Raw genomic sequence first — 17409 nt, 5'->3', positions numbered from 1 at the left:
GCGGTAGTTCAGTTGGTTAGAATACCGGCCTGTCACGCCGGGGGTCGCGGGTTCGAGTCCCGTCCGCTCCGCCACTTTATTTGAGCGTCGTCTCGTTAAACACGAACTACAGGGGTGTAGCTCCAATTGGCAGAGCAGCGGATTCCAAATCCGCGTGTTGGGAGTTCGAATCTCTCCACCCCTGCCATCTTCAAAAGCCTCGTCAGAAATGACGAGGCTTTTTTGCATTTGTGTTTTAGCAATAGCAACTGACTTCACTGTATCAATATTTGAGAGTATTAAGCTTGAAACCTAAGCCTTATCCATGTCTATCATTTAAAGCCTCGTCAGAAATGTCGGGGCTTTTTCATTTATAGTGTTCTATTTAGTGGTGATGTAAAAAAGCCTCATAACTGCGATGAGGCTTGATTCGAGTTAACGTGATGATAATTAGATGTAGTGATAAAAATGCCTTAACCACTGCTCTGCAATCATCATCTCGTCTTTTTCTGAGAGTGCTTGTATACCACGCTTAAACTGATGGGGATTATCAAGTAGTTTTAAACCTGCGAGCATATGGGCAGCTTCAAATAAATAGAGAGTAGGATCGCCCATGCCTGTTTTAAAAGGGGTATTTGCTGACTCTCCACCTGCCAGTAGATACACACTATGGCCTTGTTTGTTTTTATATTCTTTGGTGAGTGCATTCGAGTGTACTTCTGTCAGTACACCATTTGCTAATAGCTCGGGTAAGTGAAGCTCGTCATCTGCGGAGGTGACAGTACTAATAAACATGGGTTGCGATAGGTTATCTATCATTTCAGGGGTAATAGATTGATTACCGGTGCAGCAGAACAACATATTACAGTGTTCAACGAGATGGTTGATTGAACAGGCTTTAATACCATCTCTAGGAAATTGGGTAAGTTTACGGGGATCGAAATCGGCTACATGAATATTGGTAATGCCTTTTGCTTTTAAGTGTTTGATCACTCCTCGACCGAGGTTACCTGCGCCAATCACTCCCACTTTTAGAAATCCTGAGTTATTGATTTTTAGACCAAACTCTTCACGTAAGATTTGATCGGAATAATGAACAATACACTCTGATGCTTCAAAGTCAGCCGGCATTTTAATACTAAGATGAGAGACGGAAACTAACGGTTTAGAGAGTGGTTTATCGAGGTATTTTTGTAGTCCATTAGCGGTTAGCTCGGTAATGCCAATACATTGCTCTTGGAAGGTTTCACAAATATGCGAAATAGCATAAGAGAAGTAGCCACCGTGATCGAGGATCAGAAAAGGGGTATCTGCATCAACGTATTGACGGATAAGAGCTTCACAGTGTGTGGGATCTTTTAAGTAGGCTTTATTGTTTTGGGTCGAGACAACGTGGCAATGGGGGATCGTGCTGATAGTGGTTAGTAGGCCGGGAGTAGCACCAAGCGTGGCATCTTTGGGAATAAATACTAGCTTTTCAGCGAGTTCTGCTAGCACGTTGATATAAGGCAGTGAGCCTTCGTAGCTGTGCATGACAGAAAAAATGACGAGGTTATCTGGAATAGAATGCGCTTGAGCTAATGTTTTTAAAAATTGGTAACCATGATCTGCATAGAAATCAGCGCAATATGAATGCGTTAAGATTGGTTTTGGCACTACTGTTGTTCCTTGAAAAATGTACAAGAGAGCTAAAGTAAGCTCTCTGAATAACTGTCATGAAAAAGTTGTAGCAAAGCATGTAATAGAGGTTCTTGTTCGCGAGATTGTTTACAACACAAACCTAAACTCATAGGTTCGATTGATTCGGTACTAAATCGTTGAACCTTGTCGCTGACAGGACTGTTATTTATTACCACATCTGGCGCAATTCCAACACCACATCCTAGTGCGACCATACTGACAATGGCCTCATGTCCTGATATTTGGGCATAAATAGAAGGGGTTATTTTCTTTTTCTTAAACCATTTATCAGCACGAGTTCGCGCTGGCCCCGATTCTGGCAGTATAAAGGGTAAAGATTTCCAATCTGGATCATGGTTTAAGCTTTTTTGTAGCGTAGGGGCTGAAATTATTGGGCTGATCAGTGACATTTGGATTTGATCAACTTCGATGTAAGTTAATTTAGGCGGTAAATTGTCGGGCTTAGCAGCAATGGCGATATCAACTTCATCAGAAAGCACTTTATCAATAGCCAATGCCGGATCGCCTGTTTGCAGTTGGATTTCGATATGTGGATAGATGACACGAAACTTATTAAGAATGGTTGGCAAGTGGCTATAACTGGCGGTAACTGAGCAAAACAGGGTTAACTTCCCTTGTAGCTGAGAATGCTCTTCCTGCAATTCACTTTTCACTTCAAACCAATTACTCACAATTAAAGAGGCGACAGGAAGGAGCTTTTTTCCTGCGAGGGTGAGCTCGACACTACGATTATCACGAATAAACAAGGTTTGCCCTAAGTCTTCCTCTAAGCGTTGAATGACACGACTTAAAGCGGAAGGGCTGATGTGCATTGCCTGTGCAGTTTGGCTGAAGTTATGGGATTCACAAAGGTGAAGAAATAGTTGCAGGTTTTTAATATTCATCGTCCATGTTGCATAATTTGCAATTAGTTGTTGTGAATATAGCACTTTGCGCAACAAATTACCTGATCTACTATCAGGTTATTCGACAGTAAAGATGTCGACCCAAGGATATATTTTCACGGAGTTTGTTGTTATGGCTAATTATTTTAATACCCTGAACCTACGTCAGCAGTTAGATCAACTAGGTCGTTGTCGTTTTATGGATCGTGCTGAGTTTGCAACTGAAGCTGATTACCTAAAAGGTAAGAAAGTGGTGATCGTAGGTTGTGGTGCGCAAGGTCTAAACCAAGGTCTGAATATGCGTGATTCAGGTCTGGATGTGTCTTATGCATTGCGCCAAGCGGCGATTGATGAGCAACGTCAATCATTTAAAAACGCGAAAGAGAATGGGTTTGAAGTAGGTAGCTACGAGCAACTGATCCCGCAAGCAGATCTAGTGGTAAACCTAACTCCTGATAAGCAGCACACTAACGTGGTTGAAACAGTAATGCCACTGATGAAGCAAGGTGCGGCTCTTGGTTACTCACACGGTTTCAACATCGTTGAAGAAGGTATGCAAATTCGTAAAGACTTAACCGTTGTTATGGTAGCACCTAAGTGTCCAGGTACAGAAGTACGTGAAGAGTACAAGCGTGGCTTCGGTGTGCCAACACTGATCGCCGTTCACCCTGAAAATGATCCACAAGGCGATGGTCTTGAAATTGCTAAAGCATGGGCGGCAGCAACGGGCGGTCATCGTGCAGGCGTACTAGAGTCGTCATTTGTTGCTGAAGTTAAATCTGATCTAATGGGTGAGCAAACTATTCTTTGTGGCATGCTACAAGCTGGCTCTATCGTATGTTACGAGAAGATGATTGCTGATGGTATTGCACCTGAGTACGCAGGCAAACTGCTACAATATGGTTGGGAAACGATCACTGAAGCACTGAAGTTTGGTGGTGTCTCTCACATGATGGATCGTTTATCAAACCCTGCAAAAGTAAAAGCGTTTGATTTGTCTGAAGAGCTAAAAGATCTGATGCGTCCACTTTACAACAAGCACATGGATGACATTATCTCTGGTCACTTCTCTAGTACCATGATGGCTGATTGGGCAAATGATGATGCCGATCTACTTGGCTGGCGTGGCGAAACCGCTGAAACACAATTTGAAAACTACCCAGCATCTGATCTTCAAATTAGCGAGCAAGAGTACTTTGATAACGGTATCTTGATGGTTGCTATGGTACGTGCAGGTGTTGAACTAGCATTTGAAGCTATGACTGCATCAGGCATCATTGATGAGTCTGCATACTACGAATCACTACACGAACTACCGCTTATCGCAAACACCATTGCACGTAAGCGCCTGTACGAAATGAACGTGGTTATCTCTGATACCGCAGAGTACGGTAACTACCTATTTGCTAACGTGGCAACGCCATTACTGCGTGATCAGTTTATGCCTAAAGTCGGTACAGATGTGATTGGTAAAGGGTTAGGTGAGACATCTAACTTTGCTGATAACCAGAAGCTAATTGAGGTGAACGAAGCACTACGTAATCACCCAGTTGAAGTGATTGGTAAAGAGTTACGTGGTTACATGAAAGACATGAAGAAAATCGCAGTAGGCGGTTAATGTCAGCGTAAGCGAATAAATAGAAAAGCCCGGTGAATACCGGGCTTTTTAGTATCTGGAATAACAGATTATGCGTTGTCGCTTTTGTCTTCAGCAGACAGTTTTGCTTCAAGCTCTGCCATTTTGTGCTCTAGCTCGTTTAGCTTTTGACGTGTGCGTAGTAGTACTTGAGTTTGTACTTCAAACTCTTCACGGTTAACAACATCTAGTTTACCCAACTGTGATTGGATCACCTGACGTACTTTTTGCTCAACGTCGTTGCCTAGATCTTTAACTGGCTGTGGCATCGCGTCTTGAATTTGCTTAGCTACTTGCTCAAGCTTTTTTGGATCAAACATGATTCGCTTACTCCGTTGCGAGAATCTTTATTCTGTTATTGTAATCGTAAAATAAAAGGGCGCGGAAATTCCAGCGCCCTTTTTACATTTCTCTATTTACTTAGAAATGGCTATCTGTCGCATCGTCATCTTCAACGAAAACAGGTAGCGGTTTGTGTTCGCTTGCTAGGAATGTATAGATAACTGGCAGAACAAACAAGGTAAATAGCGTACCAATTGAAAGACCTGCAACGATAACAATACCAATACTAAAGCGAGAGGCAGCACCTGCGCCTGATGCGTAAAGTAGTGGGATCAGACCTGCAATCATCGCACATGTGGTCATTAGGATTGGACGAAGACGGATCTTCGCGGCTTCCATGACCGCTTCTAAGCGATTCTTACCGTGGAATAGCTGCTCTTCTTTTGCCACCTCACAGATCAAGATACCGTGTTTAGTGATCAAGCCTATCAGGGTGATAAGACCTATCTGCGAGTAGATATTCAAGGTCGTTGCACCCCATGCCAGTGCGATCAACGCACCACAAATAGCAAGAGGAACCGATACTAGAATAACCAGTGGATCACGTAGTGATTCAAACTGAATAGCCAATACAAGGAAGATAACAGCCAATGCTAAACCAAAGGTTGCGTATAGTGCGTTACCTTCTGTTACGTACTGACGGCTCTCGCCTAGGTAGTTGTAGCTATAACCTTTAGGTAGTACTTTCGCCGCTTCCGTATTTAACCAGCTCACCGCATCACCAATTGATGTACCAGGGGCTAATACGCCACTGATGGTTGCTGCGTTTTGTTGGTTAAAGCTTGGTAACGTTGGTGGTGTTGATGTCACCTTGATGGTTACTAAGCTACCTAGTGGGATCAGATCACCTGTATTGGTTTTCACGTAGTAGTTGTTTAAATCGTTTGGATTGAAACGGTTCTTACGTTCAACTTGTGGGATCACCTTGTATGAACGACCTAAGATATCAACGCGGTTAATGTCACCGCCTGCCAGCATGGTACTTAGTGTGTTACCGATAGATTGCATCGTCACACCGTAAGCACCTGCTTTGTCTTTGTTGATATTGATCTTCATGTCAGCTGAGTCGTACTTCAAGTTCAGATCCGAGTAAACAAACATCGGGTTATCTTTCACTTTCGTTAGCATCTCAGATGCTACTTGGAACAAGCTCTTAAAGTTGTTCGGAGTGGTGATCACGAACTGAACAGGGAAGCCGCCGCCCGCACCTGGCAAGCTTGGCATTTGGAACGCAGCAACCGACATTTGAGGAATGTCTTTGATTTTCTTCGCTACGTCATTAGCCACTTCTGCTTGGCTTTCAGTACGCTCACTCCAAGGTTTCAAGGTCGCTAGACCAAATGCTTGGTTGGCAGCAGGAATACCTGAGAATACCTGCGCGTATTCCACGCTCTTTTGCTCTGTTAGTACCTTGTTGACTTGGTTCATAGTGTCTTCAATGAAGTCCAAGTTTGCGTTTGATGGCGCATTACCTTGGAATACCACTACGCCGTTATCTTCCGCAGGCGCAAGCTCACTTGGAATAAACTTGAACAAGAATGGCAAACTTGCGAATGCACATACCGCAAACACGATCACCACTGGGCGCATGTTCATGATGCCGCCTAGCATCTTCTCGTAACGTAGCGTTAGACGATCTAAGAAGCGGTGTACGGCTTGTTCGAATTTATTTGGCGCAGCATTTTCTTTTAGGAAGTGCGCACACATCATCGGTGATAATGTCAGTGCGATGATCCCTGAGATAAATACGGCACCTGCTAGTGTTAATGCAAACTCTTTAAATAGCGAGCCTGTTAAGCCGCCCATTAATGCGATTGGCGCGTATACCGCACCTAGCGCGATAGTCATGGAGATAACTGGAATCGCGATTTCGCGTGTACCAATAATGGCGGCACGGAAAGGGCTTTCTCCCATCTTCATATGACGCTCAACGTTTTCAAGTACCACGATGGCGTCATCTACTACCAGACCGATGGCAAGTACCATCGCCAGTAGCGTCATCAAGTTCCACGAGAAGCCAAATAGCTGCATCACCAGCGCCACACCAACAAGTGATAGTGGAATAGTGATGATAGGGATCAGCACAGAACGTAGTGAGCCGATAAATAGCGCGATCACCACCAATACAATCACCGCTGCTTCAAGGATAGTTTTAATTACCTCATGAATAGAGTCGTTGATCGCAATCGTTGAGTCGTACATCACCGTCATCTTGATGGTGCTTGGCATGTTACGCTCAATGGTTGGTAGCAGTTTAATAACATCGGCTGCGATGTTAATTGGGTTGGCACTTGGTGCTGCTTGAATTGCAGCTACCACGGCTTCTTGACCATTTGCTGTTGCGCGGTAGCTATCACTACTTTTTGATAGTGTGACTTTCGCGATATCACCAAGACGGGTCACTTGGCCATCTTTACTGGTCACAACCAGTTTTTCTAGCGTTTCAGGGCTGTTTGACTGGGTATCTGCACTACCGTTGTAGAGTACAAAGTCATTGTTCACCTGACCTACCGCAGATTGGTAGTTATTCGCCTTTAGGACTTGAATAACATCACTTGCTGATAGGTTAAATGCCGCCATTTTCTGTGGATCTAACCAAACACGTAGCGCGTAAGGTACACCACCGTACATATCAACTTTCGATACGCCGTTAACCGTAAATAGCTGCGGCTTAACCACACGCTCGATGTAGTCAGTGATCTGACTTGAGTTCAAGCTCTTACTGGTGAAACCTAAGTAAAGCACACCCGTATCACCACCGGTTGATAGGGTGATGGTTGGATCTTGGGTTTCTGTTGGTAACTGCGAACGAACCGAGTTTACCTTCGCCAAAACATCAGCCAAGGCTGCGTTCGGGTTGGTATTCAGTTTCATTTGTACCGTGATTGTCGACATCCCCAGCGTACTTTGTGCGGTGATGTAGTCAATATTATCGGCTTGGGCTATGGCCTGTTCTAAGGGCTGAGTAATAAAGCCCTGCATCAGATCTGCACTGGCACCATAGTATGCGGTACTGACCGTTACTACGGTGTTGGTCATTTCTGGATACTGTCGAACCTGCATTTTGAATATCGCCTGAAAGCCAAGCAATGCAATCAGCAAGCTGATCGAAATTGCGAGGACGGGGCGTCTGATAAAAATATCAGTAAAGCGCATAACGAGAGTTCTCCAATTACAGCAGTGGTGTTACTGCTGGAGCTTTAAGTGCATCATTTTCAACAACATGCACTAGCGATTTGTTACTTAGACGAATTTGACCTGTGGTAACGATTTGCTCGCCAGCTTTAATGCCTGAAAGAATGCGCACTTTGTTACCGTGGTTTTGACCTGTGGTCACCACTGTTTGAATAGCACGTAACTTGCCATCAACTTCTTTTAGTACGTAAACCGTGTCACCGTATAGGGTGTAGGTGATCGCCGTTTGTGGCACGATAATTTGATCGCTAATGGTTGGCAGGATCACACGTGCACGAGCAAACATACCGCTACGTAGCTTACCGCCACTGTTAGGGATATCGGCTTGAACTTGTACTAAACCCGTTTGCGCGTTAACCGCAGGCTCGATTGCTGTGATTTGGCCTTTGAAATCGATATCTTGGTAAGCGTCAACATTGATATCTACCGTTTGACCGATTTGGATCTTAGAAATATCGGTTTGCGGTACGGTGAAACGAAAACGCATGGTACGGGTATCTTCTAGACGTACGATCTGTGTGCCTGGTTGAATGTATTGACCAAGGTAAACGTTACGTAGACCTACTTCACCATCAAACGGTGCCACGATGTCACGACGTTGGATTGACTCTTCTAACGATTTAATTTGAGCAACAAGGGCACGGTAGTTTGCTTGTGCTTCATCAAGGTTAGATTTAGACACTGAGCCTTTACGGTAAAGATCTTGGTAACGTTTGTATGTTGCTTCAACCGCTGGCAGTTTCGCTTTGGTACTTTGCAGGCTTGCGACTTCAACATTGGAGTTGATCGATACCAACTCTTGACCCGCTTTAACACGTTGACCTGATTCAAAAGCGATTTTGCTGATCACACCTGATGCTTCAGACGTTAGCGTCACACCTTGAACGGGCTCGATGAAACCAATGGCTTGGATCGCAGGGTACCAGTTCTCGCCCTTCGTCGTAACCGAAGTTACTGGGTAGTTTGGCTCTGGCATGTTTGCCATGTATTCAGCAATTTTCTTCTGTTTGAATAAGTTGAAACCAATGACACTCCCAAATAACAGGAGGACGAGAAGTAACACTACTATCCACTTTTTCATTGTTAGGTTTGCTCCGGTTTAGCGATATTAATGCAGAGTGATAGCGTCCCAAGAGGCATTGATAACGGCTTCAATTTCGTCATCACTGATCTCTAACCCACGATTAATTTGCCGACGAGCTAAACTACAACTCGTTTCAAGACTTAATACGCTCAGTACCTCGTTATCGAGATCCTTAAATAAGCCACACGCTTTTCCATCATTAAACATAGTTGCAACGGGAGAAAAGAGTTTCTGGCTTAAGCGCTTTTGATCTTGTTTATTTCGGCATGGCAGGCTTTGGAACTGTCCCCGAATGATTAACGGGGCATCACCATTGATTGTCATGTGCCATAAGTTAAGCCACATGGTGCGATAACGTTGCTTGATCGGCATGCTATCAACAATGTTGTGACTTATCTGTGCTGCGATATAACTTAAAATGTGATCATGTAATTGGTTGAGTAGGTCTTCTTTATCGTTAAAGTAACGGTAAATCGTACCTGCGGCGACGTTGGCTTCTTTTGCGACCATTTGCATCGAAAGACCATGAAAGCCGAATTCTGCGAGAAGCTTTTCTGCTGCTGCCAATATACGTTGTTTTTTCTCATTCATAATGGCAATTATATTTGGATGTGAAATGAATGAACGATCGTTCATTATTGTAGATTGTCATCCTTGATGCGCAAGTTTTAAATTAGACTTTTGAACTATATTTTTTATTTTATTGTGGTTGTTTATGCTTTTAGCAAATAAGCGCTTTTTATTTATTACCTTAACGTTATAAGTATAGAGGCCGGGCTAAATAACTAAGCAAAAAAAAGCGCATACCTGAGGTATGCGCTTATTAATTGTTTCACTTCACTTATTAGTGTTGTTCAGTTAATGGCTCTTTATTTTCTTCTGCATTTTTCTTCTTTTTGCGACTGAAAATACGTTCAACCACGACGAAGAAAATCGGAATAAAGAAGATACCTAAGAAGGTAGAACTTAACATACCACCGAGTACCGCAGTACCAATGGCATTCTTACCACCTGAACCTACACCTGAGCTTATTGCCAATGGCACAACACCTAAACCGAAGGCAAGGGATGTCATGATGATCGGACGTAAACGCACACGCACAGCATGCAGTGTTGCTTCTACTAGTCCTGCGCCTTTTTCGTAGTATTCTTTGGCAAATTCCACAATCAAGATGGCGTTCTTAGTTGCTAAGCCAACGGTGGTTAATAGACCTACTTGGAAGAATACATCGTTAGGCATGCCACGACCGTTCATTGCCAGTAGAGCACCGATAATACCTAGCGGTACAACCAGCACGACAGCAAATGGTACAGACCAGCTTTCATAAAGGGCTGCAAGTACCAGGAATACCACCAAGATAGACAATGCATACAGCATTGGTGCTTGGTTACCTGATAGTCGTTCTTCATAAGATAAGCCATTCCATTCGATACCAAAGCCCGGTGGTAATTGTTTTACCATCTCTTCAATATCAAGCATTGCCTGACCTGTACTGTAACCTGGCACTACGCCACCTTGGATGTTAACCGCAGGTGTGGCGTTGAAACGCTCTAGACGAGGTGATGCATATTTCCATTCACCGGTTGCAAAGGCAGAGAACGGTACCATTTCACCTTGGTTATTACGTACATACCAAGTATCTAAGTCGGTAGGCTTCATACGGTATTCTGCATCACCTTGAACGAAGACTTTCTTAACACGTCCACGGTCGATGAAGTCATTAACGTACGAACTACCCCAAGCAGTCCCTAGCACTTGGTTTACTGATTGAATATCAATACCCAGTGCGCGGATCTTCGCTTGGTCAACATTGATTTGGTACATCGGCGCATCTTCCTGACCATTCGGACGTACACCGACAAGGTTCGGATTTTGTGCTGCCATGCCGAGTAACTGGTTACGAGCGGCGATCAGTTTATCGTGGCCTTGACCACTTCTATCTTGGAGATAGAAATCAAAACCACTTGCCGTACCTAGCTCAACAACCGCTGGTGGGGCAAACGAGAACACCATGGCATTTTTGATCTGCTGGAAGTATGCCATCGAACGACCTACGACTGATTTCACATCCATGCCCGGTAATTGGCGATCTGACCAATCTTTTAAGCTGATAAATGCCATACCCATGTTCTGACCACTACCAGCGAAACTAAAGCCAGATACGCTAAACACACTTGCTACGGTATCTTTTTCATCATTGAGGTAGAAATCAGAGACTTTATCCATCACTTCTTGGGTTTGCTCTTGGGTAGAGTTTACCGGCAAGATAGCTTGGCTAAACAAGATCCCCTGATCTTCATCTGGTAGGAATGACGTTGGCATTTTATTGAACATCCAACCTACAGCAACGGTTAGGCCAAGGAAGATCAGCATGACGCGAATAGAGCGTTTGATCATTGCCGCAACGCTTGCTTCATAACGTGAGGTTAAGTTATTAAACGTGCGGTTAAACCAACCGAAGAAACCTTTCTTCTCACCATGTTCAACCGGTTTTAGCATGGTCGCACAAAGGGCTGGCGTTAAGATCACCGCAACCAATACTGACAGTGACATTGCCGTTACAATGGTTATCGAGAACTGACGGTAGATCACACCGGTAGAGCCCGACATAAATGCCATTGGTACGAATACCGCAGATAGCGTTAAGGCGATACCGACCAGTGCACCAGTGATTTGATCCATTGATTTTCGTGTTGCTTCAACGGCACTTAAGCCTTCTTCATGCATAACACGTTCAACGTTCTCTACCACCACGATGGCATCATCAACCAGCAAGCCGATGGCAAGTACCATTGCAAACATGGTTAGGGTGTTGATAGAAAACCCTGCCATCGAAAGCACCGCAAAGGTACCTAATAAAACAACAGGGACTGCAATGGTTGGGATCAAGGTTGCACGGAAGTTCTGTAAGAACAGGTACATGATAAGAAATACCAGTATTACAGCTTCAAACAGCGTATGAACAACCCCTTCAATTGATTTTTCAACGAATGGCGTCGTGTCGTATGGGTAAACGGCCGTTAGCCCCTCAGGGAAGAAAGGTTTTAATTCTTCTACTTTGGCTTTTACTGCTTCTGCTGTCGCAAGGGCATTAGCACCTGTTGCTAGCTTAATACCTAAACCACTGGCAGGTTTGCCGTTGTAGAATACTTGTACAGAGTAATCTTCTGCGCCTAGTTCAACGCGCGCCACATCACCTAGACGTACGGTTGCACCTGCTGAGTCTGATTTAACAATGATGTTTTTAAACTCTTCAGGGGTTTGCAAGCGGCTTTGCGCAGATACCGTGGCGTTAAGCTCTTGGCCTGGCATTGATGGTGAAGCCCCCAGTTGGCCTGCTGAGATCTGGGCATTTTGCTCTTTGATCGCAGCAATCACATCAATACTGGTCAGGTTGTATTTGGTCAGTTTTAGCGGATCTAACCATATACGCATTGCGTACTGAGCACCAAAGGTGGTGATTTCACCCACGCCTGCTACACGGCTCATTGGATCGGCAACGTTTGAACTGATGTAGTCCGAAATATCGTTCTTATCCATTGAGCCATCTTTAGAATAGAAGCCGACAACCATTAAGAATGATGAGCTAGCTTTGTTAACCTTTACACCTTGCTGCTGCACTTCCATTGGTAGCAATGGTAGAGCGGCTTGCAGTTTATTCTGCACCTGAACCTGAGCAATATCAGGATCTGCTTCCGCGTTAAAGGTAAGGGTAATTTGGGTATTACCAAAGCTATCACTGGTTGATGATAAGTAGCGCAGGTGGTCGATACCTGTCATGCGCTGCTCGATCACCTGTGTCACCGTGTCTTCCATGGTTTTTGCGTTTGCGCCAGGGTAGTTAGCGCTGATCACCACGGTCGGCGGTGCGATGCTTGGATACTGAGACACTGGCAATTTGATAATTGACAGTACCCCGGCAAGCATCACGATTATCGCGATCACCCAAGCAAAAATAGGGCGATCGATAAAGAAACGAGCCATATCTTATCTCTACTTTTGAGGTTGCGAATTGTTAGCTAGGGTTGGCTTCACTAAAGCACCCGGACGCACTTTTTGTAGACCATCGACAATCACTTGGTCGCCATCTTTTAAGCCTTCAGTAATACGCCATTGGTTATCAATCACCTGCGCAGTTGTCACAGTGCGAGACTCTACTTTGTTCTCAGCGTTAACGACCATGACGGTTGCTTGACCTTTACTATTACGCGTTACCGCTTTTTGCGGCACCATGATGGCTTTTGGATCGGTACCTGTATTTAGTACTGCGCGTACGTACATACCCGGCAGTAAGATCCCTTCTGGGTTTGGAAATTCTGCACGTAGCGTGACAGAGCCAGTGTTTGGATCGACGTTTACTTCCGCAAATTGCAGCACACCGTGGTGTTGATAAACCGTACCGTCTTCTAAGATCAATTCAACATCAGCATTCTGACTTGCTTGAAGCTGACCTTGCTTTAATGCTGCTTTCAAACGTAGAAGCTGTGCACTCGATTGAGCAATATCAATGTTGATAGGATCTAGCTGTTGAATAGTAGCCAATACTTGTGACTGCCCCGCATTGACCAATGCTCCAGGCGTTACAGAAGATTGACCAATACGACCTGAAATTGGCGCTTTAACTTTGGTATAATCGAGATCAATCTTGGCTTTATTGACGTTCGCTTTAGCTACTTCAAGGCTAGCGATAGCCACTTTGTAAGCTGCTTGGTTATCATCGTAGGTTTGCTTGCTGATCGCACCGCGCTCTACTAGTTTTTTACTACGGATAGCCAGTGCTTTAGCTGAATCTAATGTTGCTTGTGCTTTCGCTAATTCCGCTTTTGCGCTTAAGTAAGCAGCGTTGTAGCTGGCAGAGTCGATATTATAAAGAGACTGACCTTTTTTAACGTCACGACCTTCAGTAAAGCCACGATCGGTAATGATGCCTGAAACCTGAGGACGTACTTCTGCCTCAAGGTAAGCTTTGCTTCGACCAGGTAGCTCCACGCGGATTTCTTGTGGGTGCGATGTGATAGCAATGGTACCAACAGGAATACTTTTTGCTGCTTGTTGAGCAGAGGGATCTGCTGCATTTTGATCACAAGCTGATACCCATAGTGCCATACTGACAACCATGGCCAATTTTGCGATTTTCCGCATGAAAACTCCTAAATTTTAAGCGATATAACTTAACGTGAAATATTCAAATTATTGAATTTACAATAGAGTAACCACTAATTACATATTTTGTAACCTATGATAGCCGTTTAAAGATAAAACGGTTATTTTTTGCATAAAAACCCCACCTTTTATTTAAAAGGTACGGTGAATGGGATTATGCTTAAAAAGAATTGTTAACCAATTGATATGATTCTTAGTGATTAGTTTGGGTTTTATTATTCATATATTGAATAACCCTATATATAAAATGCATTAACATGCACTTTTTACAAATGAGTGTCAGGATAACGAATGAAACTGAACCCAAGGCAAACAGAAGCAGTAAAATACGTCTCTGGACCCTGCTTGGTGCTAGCTGGTGCTGGCTCGGGTAAAACCCGTGTGATCACCAATAAGATTGCGTACCTTGTACAAAAGTGTGATTACAAAGCACGAAATATTGCAGCGTTGACCTTTACCAATAAAGCCGCACGTGAAATGAAAGAGCGTGTAGGGCAAACCTTAGGTCGCCAAGAAGCCAAAGGATTAATGGTATCGACTTTCCACACTTTAGGTCTCAACATCATTCGTCGTGAATATAAGCACCTTGGTTTAAAAGCCAGTTTTTCGTTGTTTGATGATCAAGACCAAATGGCACTACTTAAAGAACTGACGGAAGACGAACTGGAAGGGGATAAAGATTTACTCAAGCTGTTACTGTCATCGATTTCTAACTGGAAAAATGACATGTTGTCGCCAGCAGACGCTGCTGCTCGTGCTCGTAGTGAACGCGATCAGTTATTTGCCCATTGCTATGAGATGTATCAGCGACAAATGAAGGCGTATAACGCGTTGGATTTTGATGATTTGATTTTGATGCCAGTATTGCTGCTACGTGATAACGAAGAAGTGCGCAAGCATTGGCAAAATCGTATTCGTTACTTGCTGGTGGATGAGTATCAAGATACCAACACCAGCCAGTACTTGTTTGTGAAATTGCTAGTGGGTGAGCGTTCTCGCTTTACTGTGGTGGGTGATGATGATCAGTCGATTTATTCATGGCGTGGTGCACAGCCTGAAAACTTGGCATTGCTTAACAAAGACTTCCCAAGCCTAAAAGTGATCAAGCTGGAGCAAAACTATCGCTCAACTAGCCGTATTTTGCGTACTGCGAATATCTTGATTGCTAACAACCCGCACTTATTTGAAAAAGCGTTGTTTTCTGAAATTCCTGATGGTGCGATGTTAAAAGTCATTACAGCTAAGAATGAAGAGCATGAAGCAGAGAAAGTCGTTGGTGAATTGATTGCTCATCGCTTCATGAATAACACCGCTTATAAAGACTATGCGATCTTGTACCGTGGTAACCATCAGTCACGCTTGTTTGAAAAGTCGCTGATGCAAAACCGTATTCCTTATAAGATCTCAGGCGGTACGTCGTTCTTCTCTCGCTCAGAGATCAAAGACATCATGGCGTACTTACGTCTTTTGACAAACCTTGATGATGACAATGCGTTCTTACGTATCGTGAATACTCCACGCCGTGAGATTGGCCCAGTGACATTAGAAAAGCTCGGTACTTACGCCAACATGCGCGGTAAGAGCTTGTTTGCTGCCAGTTTTGAAATGGGATTAGAGCAGCATCTTTCTGGGCGTGGTTTAGAATCACTGCAGCGCTTTACCCACTGGATCAACCAGCTCGCAGATAATGCAGAGCGTGGTGATACGGTTTCAGCGGTGCGCCAGCTGGTGCGCGATATTCATTACGAAGATTGGTTATACGAAACCTCTGCTAGCCCTAAAGCGGCTGAAATGCGAATGAAGAACGTCTCTGATTTATATAGTTGGATCACGGCTGATTTAGAGGGTGATAACTATGATAAAGAAGAGAAAACCTTAAAAGAGGTAGTTCAACGTCTGACCCTACGTGACATGATGGAGCGTGGTGAAGATGATGACGATGCCGATCAAGTTCAGCTCATGACATTGCACGCATCAAAAGGTCTGGAGTTTCCTTATGTATTCTTAGTGGGGACTGAAGAAGGGATCTTGCCACACCAAACTAGCATCGATGAAGACAATGTTGATGAAGAACGTCGCTTAGCTTACGTGGGTATCACTCGTGCCCAACGCGAGCTAACGTTTACCTTATGTAAAGAGCGCCGTCAGTTTGGTGAATTAATCAAACCAGAACCTAGCCGCTTCTTATATGAATTACCACAAGATGATTTGGAGTGGGAGAGCGAGCGTAAGCCGGTGACGGCTGAAGAGCGTATGCACAAAGGCCAAGCGCACATCGCTAATATTCGCGCAATGTTTAATAAGAAGTAATGCTGCATAAATAGGGCGAGTTAAATAAAAGAGGGAGCATCAATGATGCTCCCTCTTCTTTATATGATATTTGGAGGTGTTGTTTTATAGACCTGCAATCATGTGATCAATAGCAGCAACGATCTCTTCATCGCTACAATCCATACAAGAGCCTTTTGCTGGCATGGCATTAAAACCATTAATCGCGTGATCTGCTAATACATCTTTACCTTTAGCTAGACGCTCAGTCCAATCACCAGCAACACCTTTTTTCGGTGCGCCCATCACACCAGAGGTATGACATGCTGTACAAAAGGTGTTGTAAACAGCATCACCGCTACGAGGCCCCGCCGCGACTTCAACTGCTGGGGCTTCACCTTCAAGGTATAAAGCGCCAACCGGTTTGATACGCTCAGCAATTGCTTCATCAGACATGTCTGTGGCTACTGCAGTACCAGCAACGGCGAATGCAGCTACAGCAGCGAATAAATAGTGTCGAAAAGAAAAATCCATGGTGCTCACCTTATACTTCCAAATTGTATTTTTAGTTGCTGTTATCTTCACTCGTGGCTAATGTTGAAATAGTACGGCGAATGTTTTTAAAATGATCAAATTGTTATTTCTTGGTTAGTATATCGAGTTGTGACATAGGATCAAACTAGTGAGCTGTATTTGTATGATACGAATCAATAGTTATTTGGACATAAAATCAGCGAGTAAAATAAAAATGAAAAAAAACACTTGCCGAGAGGCGCTCTGATCCGTAATATTCACCCCCGTCGATAGGGCAAGGCGCCCGTAGCTCAGCTGGATAGAGCGTTGGCCTCCGGAGCCAAAGGCCGAAGGTTCGAATCCTTTCGGGCGCACCATTACCAAATGGTCGTATTGGCGGAAGGTAGTAAAAAACAATGGTGGCTATAGCTCAGTTGGTAGAGTCCCGGATTGTGATTCCGGTTGTCGCGAGTTCAAGTCTCGTTAGCCACCCCATATTATAGAGAGTTGATGTTATCAGCTTTCTGGCTTTGAAAGCCCGCTTGTTTACAAGCACACAGAATTAAGTCGGTGAATAGCGCAGTTTGGTAGCGCATCTGGTTTGGGACCAGAGGGTCGGGGGTTCGAATCCCTCTTCACCGAC

Annotated in this window: 11 protein-coding genes and 4 tRNA genes; 6 read left to right on the top strand and 9 right to left on the bottom strand. The window is 44.2% G+C overall.

The window, feature by feature from the left end; genetic code table 11:
- The first annotated feature begins 110 nt into the window (after window positions 1–110).
- A tRNA-Trp gene (locus tag E5A76_RS15045) sits at window positions 111–187 on the top strand.
- Between the two features lie 242 nt (window positions 188–429).
- On the opposite strand, the gene E5A76_RS20775 is transcribed toward E5A76_RS15045, so the two are convergent.
- Together E5A76_RS20775 and ilvY are read right to left on the bottom strand one after the other, a co-directional pair.
- Window positions 430–1635: an NAD(P)-binding domain-containing protein gene (locus E5A76_RS20775; RefSeq protein ID WP_161119405.1), complete on the bottom strand. Its 1206-nt coding sequence runs from the start codon at window positions 1633–1635 to the stop codon at window positions 430–432.
- 32 nt (window positions 1636–1667) lie between these two features.
- The gene (gene ilvY / locus E5A76_RS15035) at window positions 1668–2564 is read right to left on the bottom strand and encodes an HTH-type transcriptional activator IlvY (protein WP_161119404.1); all 897 of its coding nucleotides are present in this window, start codon (window positions 2562–2564) and stop codon (window positions 1668–1670) included.
- Between the two features lie 133 nt (window positions 2565–2697).
- Here ilvY and ilvC point away from each other — a divergent pair, with 133 nt between their 5' ends.
- A complete protein-coding gene (gene ilvC, locus E5A76_RS15030; protein WP_161119403.1) occupies window positions 2698–4182 on the top strand; it encodes a ketol-acid reductoisomerase in 1485 nt (494 codons plus the stop codon).
- A gap of 68 nt (window positions 4183–4250) precedes the next feature.
- On the opposite strand, the gene ubiK is transcribed toward ilvC, so the two are convergent.
- The 6 genes from ubiK to E5A76_RS15000 all read right to left on the bottom strand — a co-directional run bounded on the left by ubiK (window position 4251) and on the right by E5A76_RS15000 (window position 13964).
- A complete protein-coding gene (ubiK, locus tag E5A76_RS15025) occupies window positions 4251–4520 on the bottom strand; it encodes a ubiquinone biosynthesis accessory factor UbiK (protein WP_008988286.1) in 270 nt (89 codons plus the stop codon).
- Between the two features lie 100 nt (window positions 4521–4620).
- Window positions 4621–7698 carry a multidrug efflux RND transporter permease subunit gene (locus E5A76_RS15020; RefSeq protein WP_053987369.1) on the bottom strand — a complete coding sequence of 1026 codons (3078 nt, stop codon included), beginning with the start codon at window positions 7696–7698 and terminating at the stop codon, window positions 4621–4623.
- 16 nt (window positions 7699–7714) lie between these two features.
- Complete coding sequence (locus tag E5A76_RS15015; protein ID WP_107166776.1) at window positions 7715–8818, bottom strand: efflux RND transporter periplasmic adaptor subunit; 1104 nt, start codon at window positions 8816–8818, stop codon at window positions 7715–7717.
- Window positions 8819–8845: 27 nt separating this feature from the next.
- The gene (locus E5A76_RS15010) at window positions 8846–9457 is read right to left on the bottom strand and encodes a TetR/AcrR family transcriptional regulator (RefSeq protein WP_161119402.1); all 612 of its coding nucleotides are present in this window, start codon (window positions 9455–9457) and stop codon (window positions 8846–8848) included.
- Between the two features lie 208 nt (window positions 9458–9665).
- The gene (locus E5A76_RS15005; protein WP_161119401.1) at window positions 9666–12806 is read right to left on the bottom strand and encodes an efflux RND transporter permease subunit; all 3141 of its coding nucleotides are present in this window, start codon (window positions 12804–12806) and stop codon (window positions 9666–9668) included.
- 9 nt (window positions 12807–12815) lie between these two features.
- Window positions 12816–13964: an efflux RND transporter periplasmic adaptor subunit gene (locus E5A76_RS15000; RefSeq protein ID WP_053987373.1), complete on the bottom strand. Its 1149-nt coding sequence runs from the start codon at window positions 13962–13964 to the stop codon at window positions 12816–12818.
- 312 nt (window positions 13965–14276) lie between these two features.
- Here E5A76_RS15000 and rep point away from each other — a divergent pair, with 312 nt between their 5' ends.
- Entirely contained in the window at window positions 14277–16295 is a 2019-nt protein-coding gene (gene rep, locus E5A76_RS14995) for a DNA helicase Rep (protein ID WP_008988280.1), read from the top strand.
- Between the two features lie 84 nt (window positions 16296–16379).
- Here the strand turns inward: rep and E5A76_RS14990 are convergent, their stop codons facing one another.
- Window positions 16380–16787: a c-type cytochrome gene (locus E5A76_RS14990; protein WP_053987374.1), complete on the bottom strand. Its 408-nt coding sequence runs from the start codon at window positions 16785–16787 to the stop codon at window positions 16380–16382.
- Between the two features lie 279 nt (window positions 16788–17066).
- On the opposite strand from E5A76_RS14990, the gene E5A76_RS14985 reads away from it, so the two are divergent.
- The 3 genes from E5A76_RS14985 to E5A76_RS14975 all read left to right on the top strand — a co-directional run bounded on the left by E5A76_RS14985 (window position 17067) and on the right by E5A76_RS14975 (window position 17408).
- Window positions 17067–17143, top strand: a tRNA-Arg gene (locus tag E5A76_RS14985).
- Window positions 17144–17185: 42 nt separating this feature from the next.
- Window positions 17186–17261 (top strand) — tRNA-His (locus E5A76_RS14980).
- Between the two features lie 73 nt (window positions 17262–17334).
- Window positions 17335–17408: transfer RNA gene (locus E5A76_RS14975), tRNA-Pro, on the top strand.
- The last annotated feature ends 1 nt before the right edge of the window (window position 17409 follow it).

This window comes from Photobacterium lucens (assembly GCF_009873615.1).
Taxonomy (GTDB): Bacteria; Pseudomonadota; Gammaproteobacteria; order Enterobacterales; family Vibrionaceae; genus Photobacterium; species Photobacterium lucens.
This window is presented reverse-complemented; position numbering and strand designations above follow the sequence as displayed.

Coding starts and splice junctions, on each gene's coding strand:
- rep (WP_008988280.1), top strand. CDS start 14,277: ATGAAACTGAACCCAAGGCAAACAGAAGCAGTAAAATACGTCTCTGGA.
- E5A76_RS15020 (WP_053987369.1), bottom strand. CDS start 7,698: ATGCGCTTTACTGATATTTTTATCAGACGCCCCGTCCTCGCAATTTCG.
- ilvY (WP_161119404.1), bottom strand. CDS start 2,564: ATGAATATTAAAAACCTGCAACTATTTCTTCACCTTTGTGAATCCCAT.
- E5A76_RS14990 (WP_053987374.1), bottom strand. CDS start 16,787: ATGGATTTTTCTTTTCGACACTATTTATTCGCTGCTGTAGCTGCATTC.
- E5A76_RS15010 (WP_161119402.1), bottom strand. CDS start 9,457: ATGAACGATCGTTCATTCATTTCACATCCAAATATAATTGCCATTATG.
- ubiK (WP_008988286.1), bottom strand. CDS start 4,520: ATGTTTGATCCAAAAAAGCTTGAGCAAGTAGCTAAGCAAATTCAAGAC.
- E5A76_RS15005 (WP_161119401.1), bottom strand. CDS start 12,806: ATGGCTCGTTTCTTTATCGATCGCCCTATTTTTGCTTGGGTGATCGCG.
- E5A76_RS15000 (WP_053987373.1), bottom strand. CDS start 13,964: ATGCGGAAAATCGCAAAATTGGCCATGGTTGTCAGTATGGCACTATGG.
- E5A76_RS15015 (WP_107166776.1), bottom strand. CDS start 8,818: ATGAAAAAGTGGATAGTAGTGTTACTTCTCGTCCTCCTGTTATTTGGG.
- ilvC (WP_161119403.1), top strand. CDS start 2,698: ATGGCTAATTATTTTAATACCCTGAACCTACGTCAGCAGTTAGATCAA.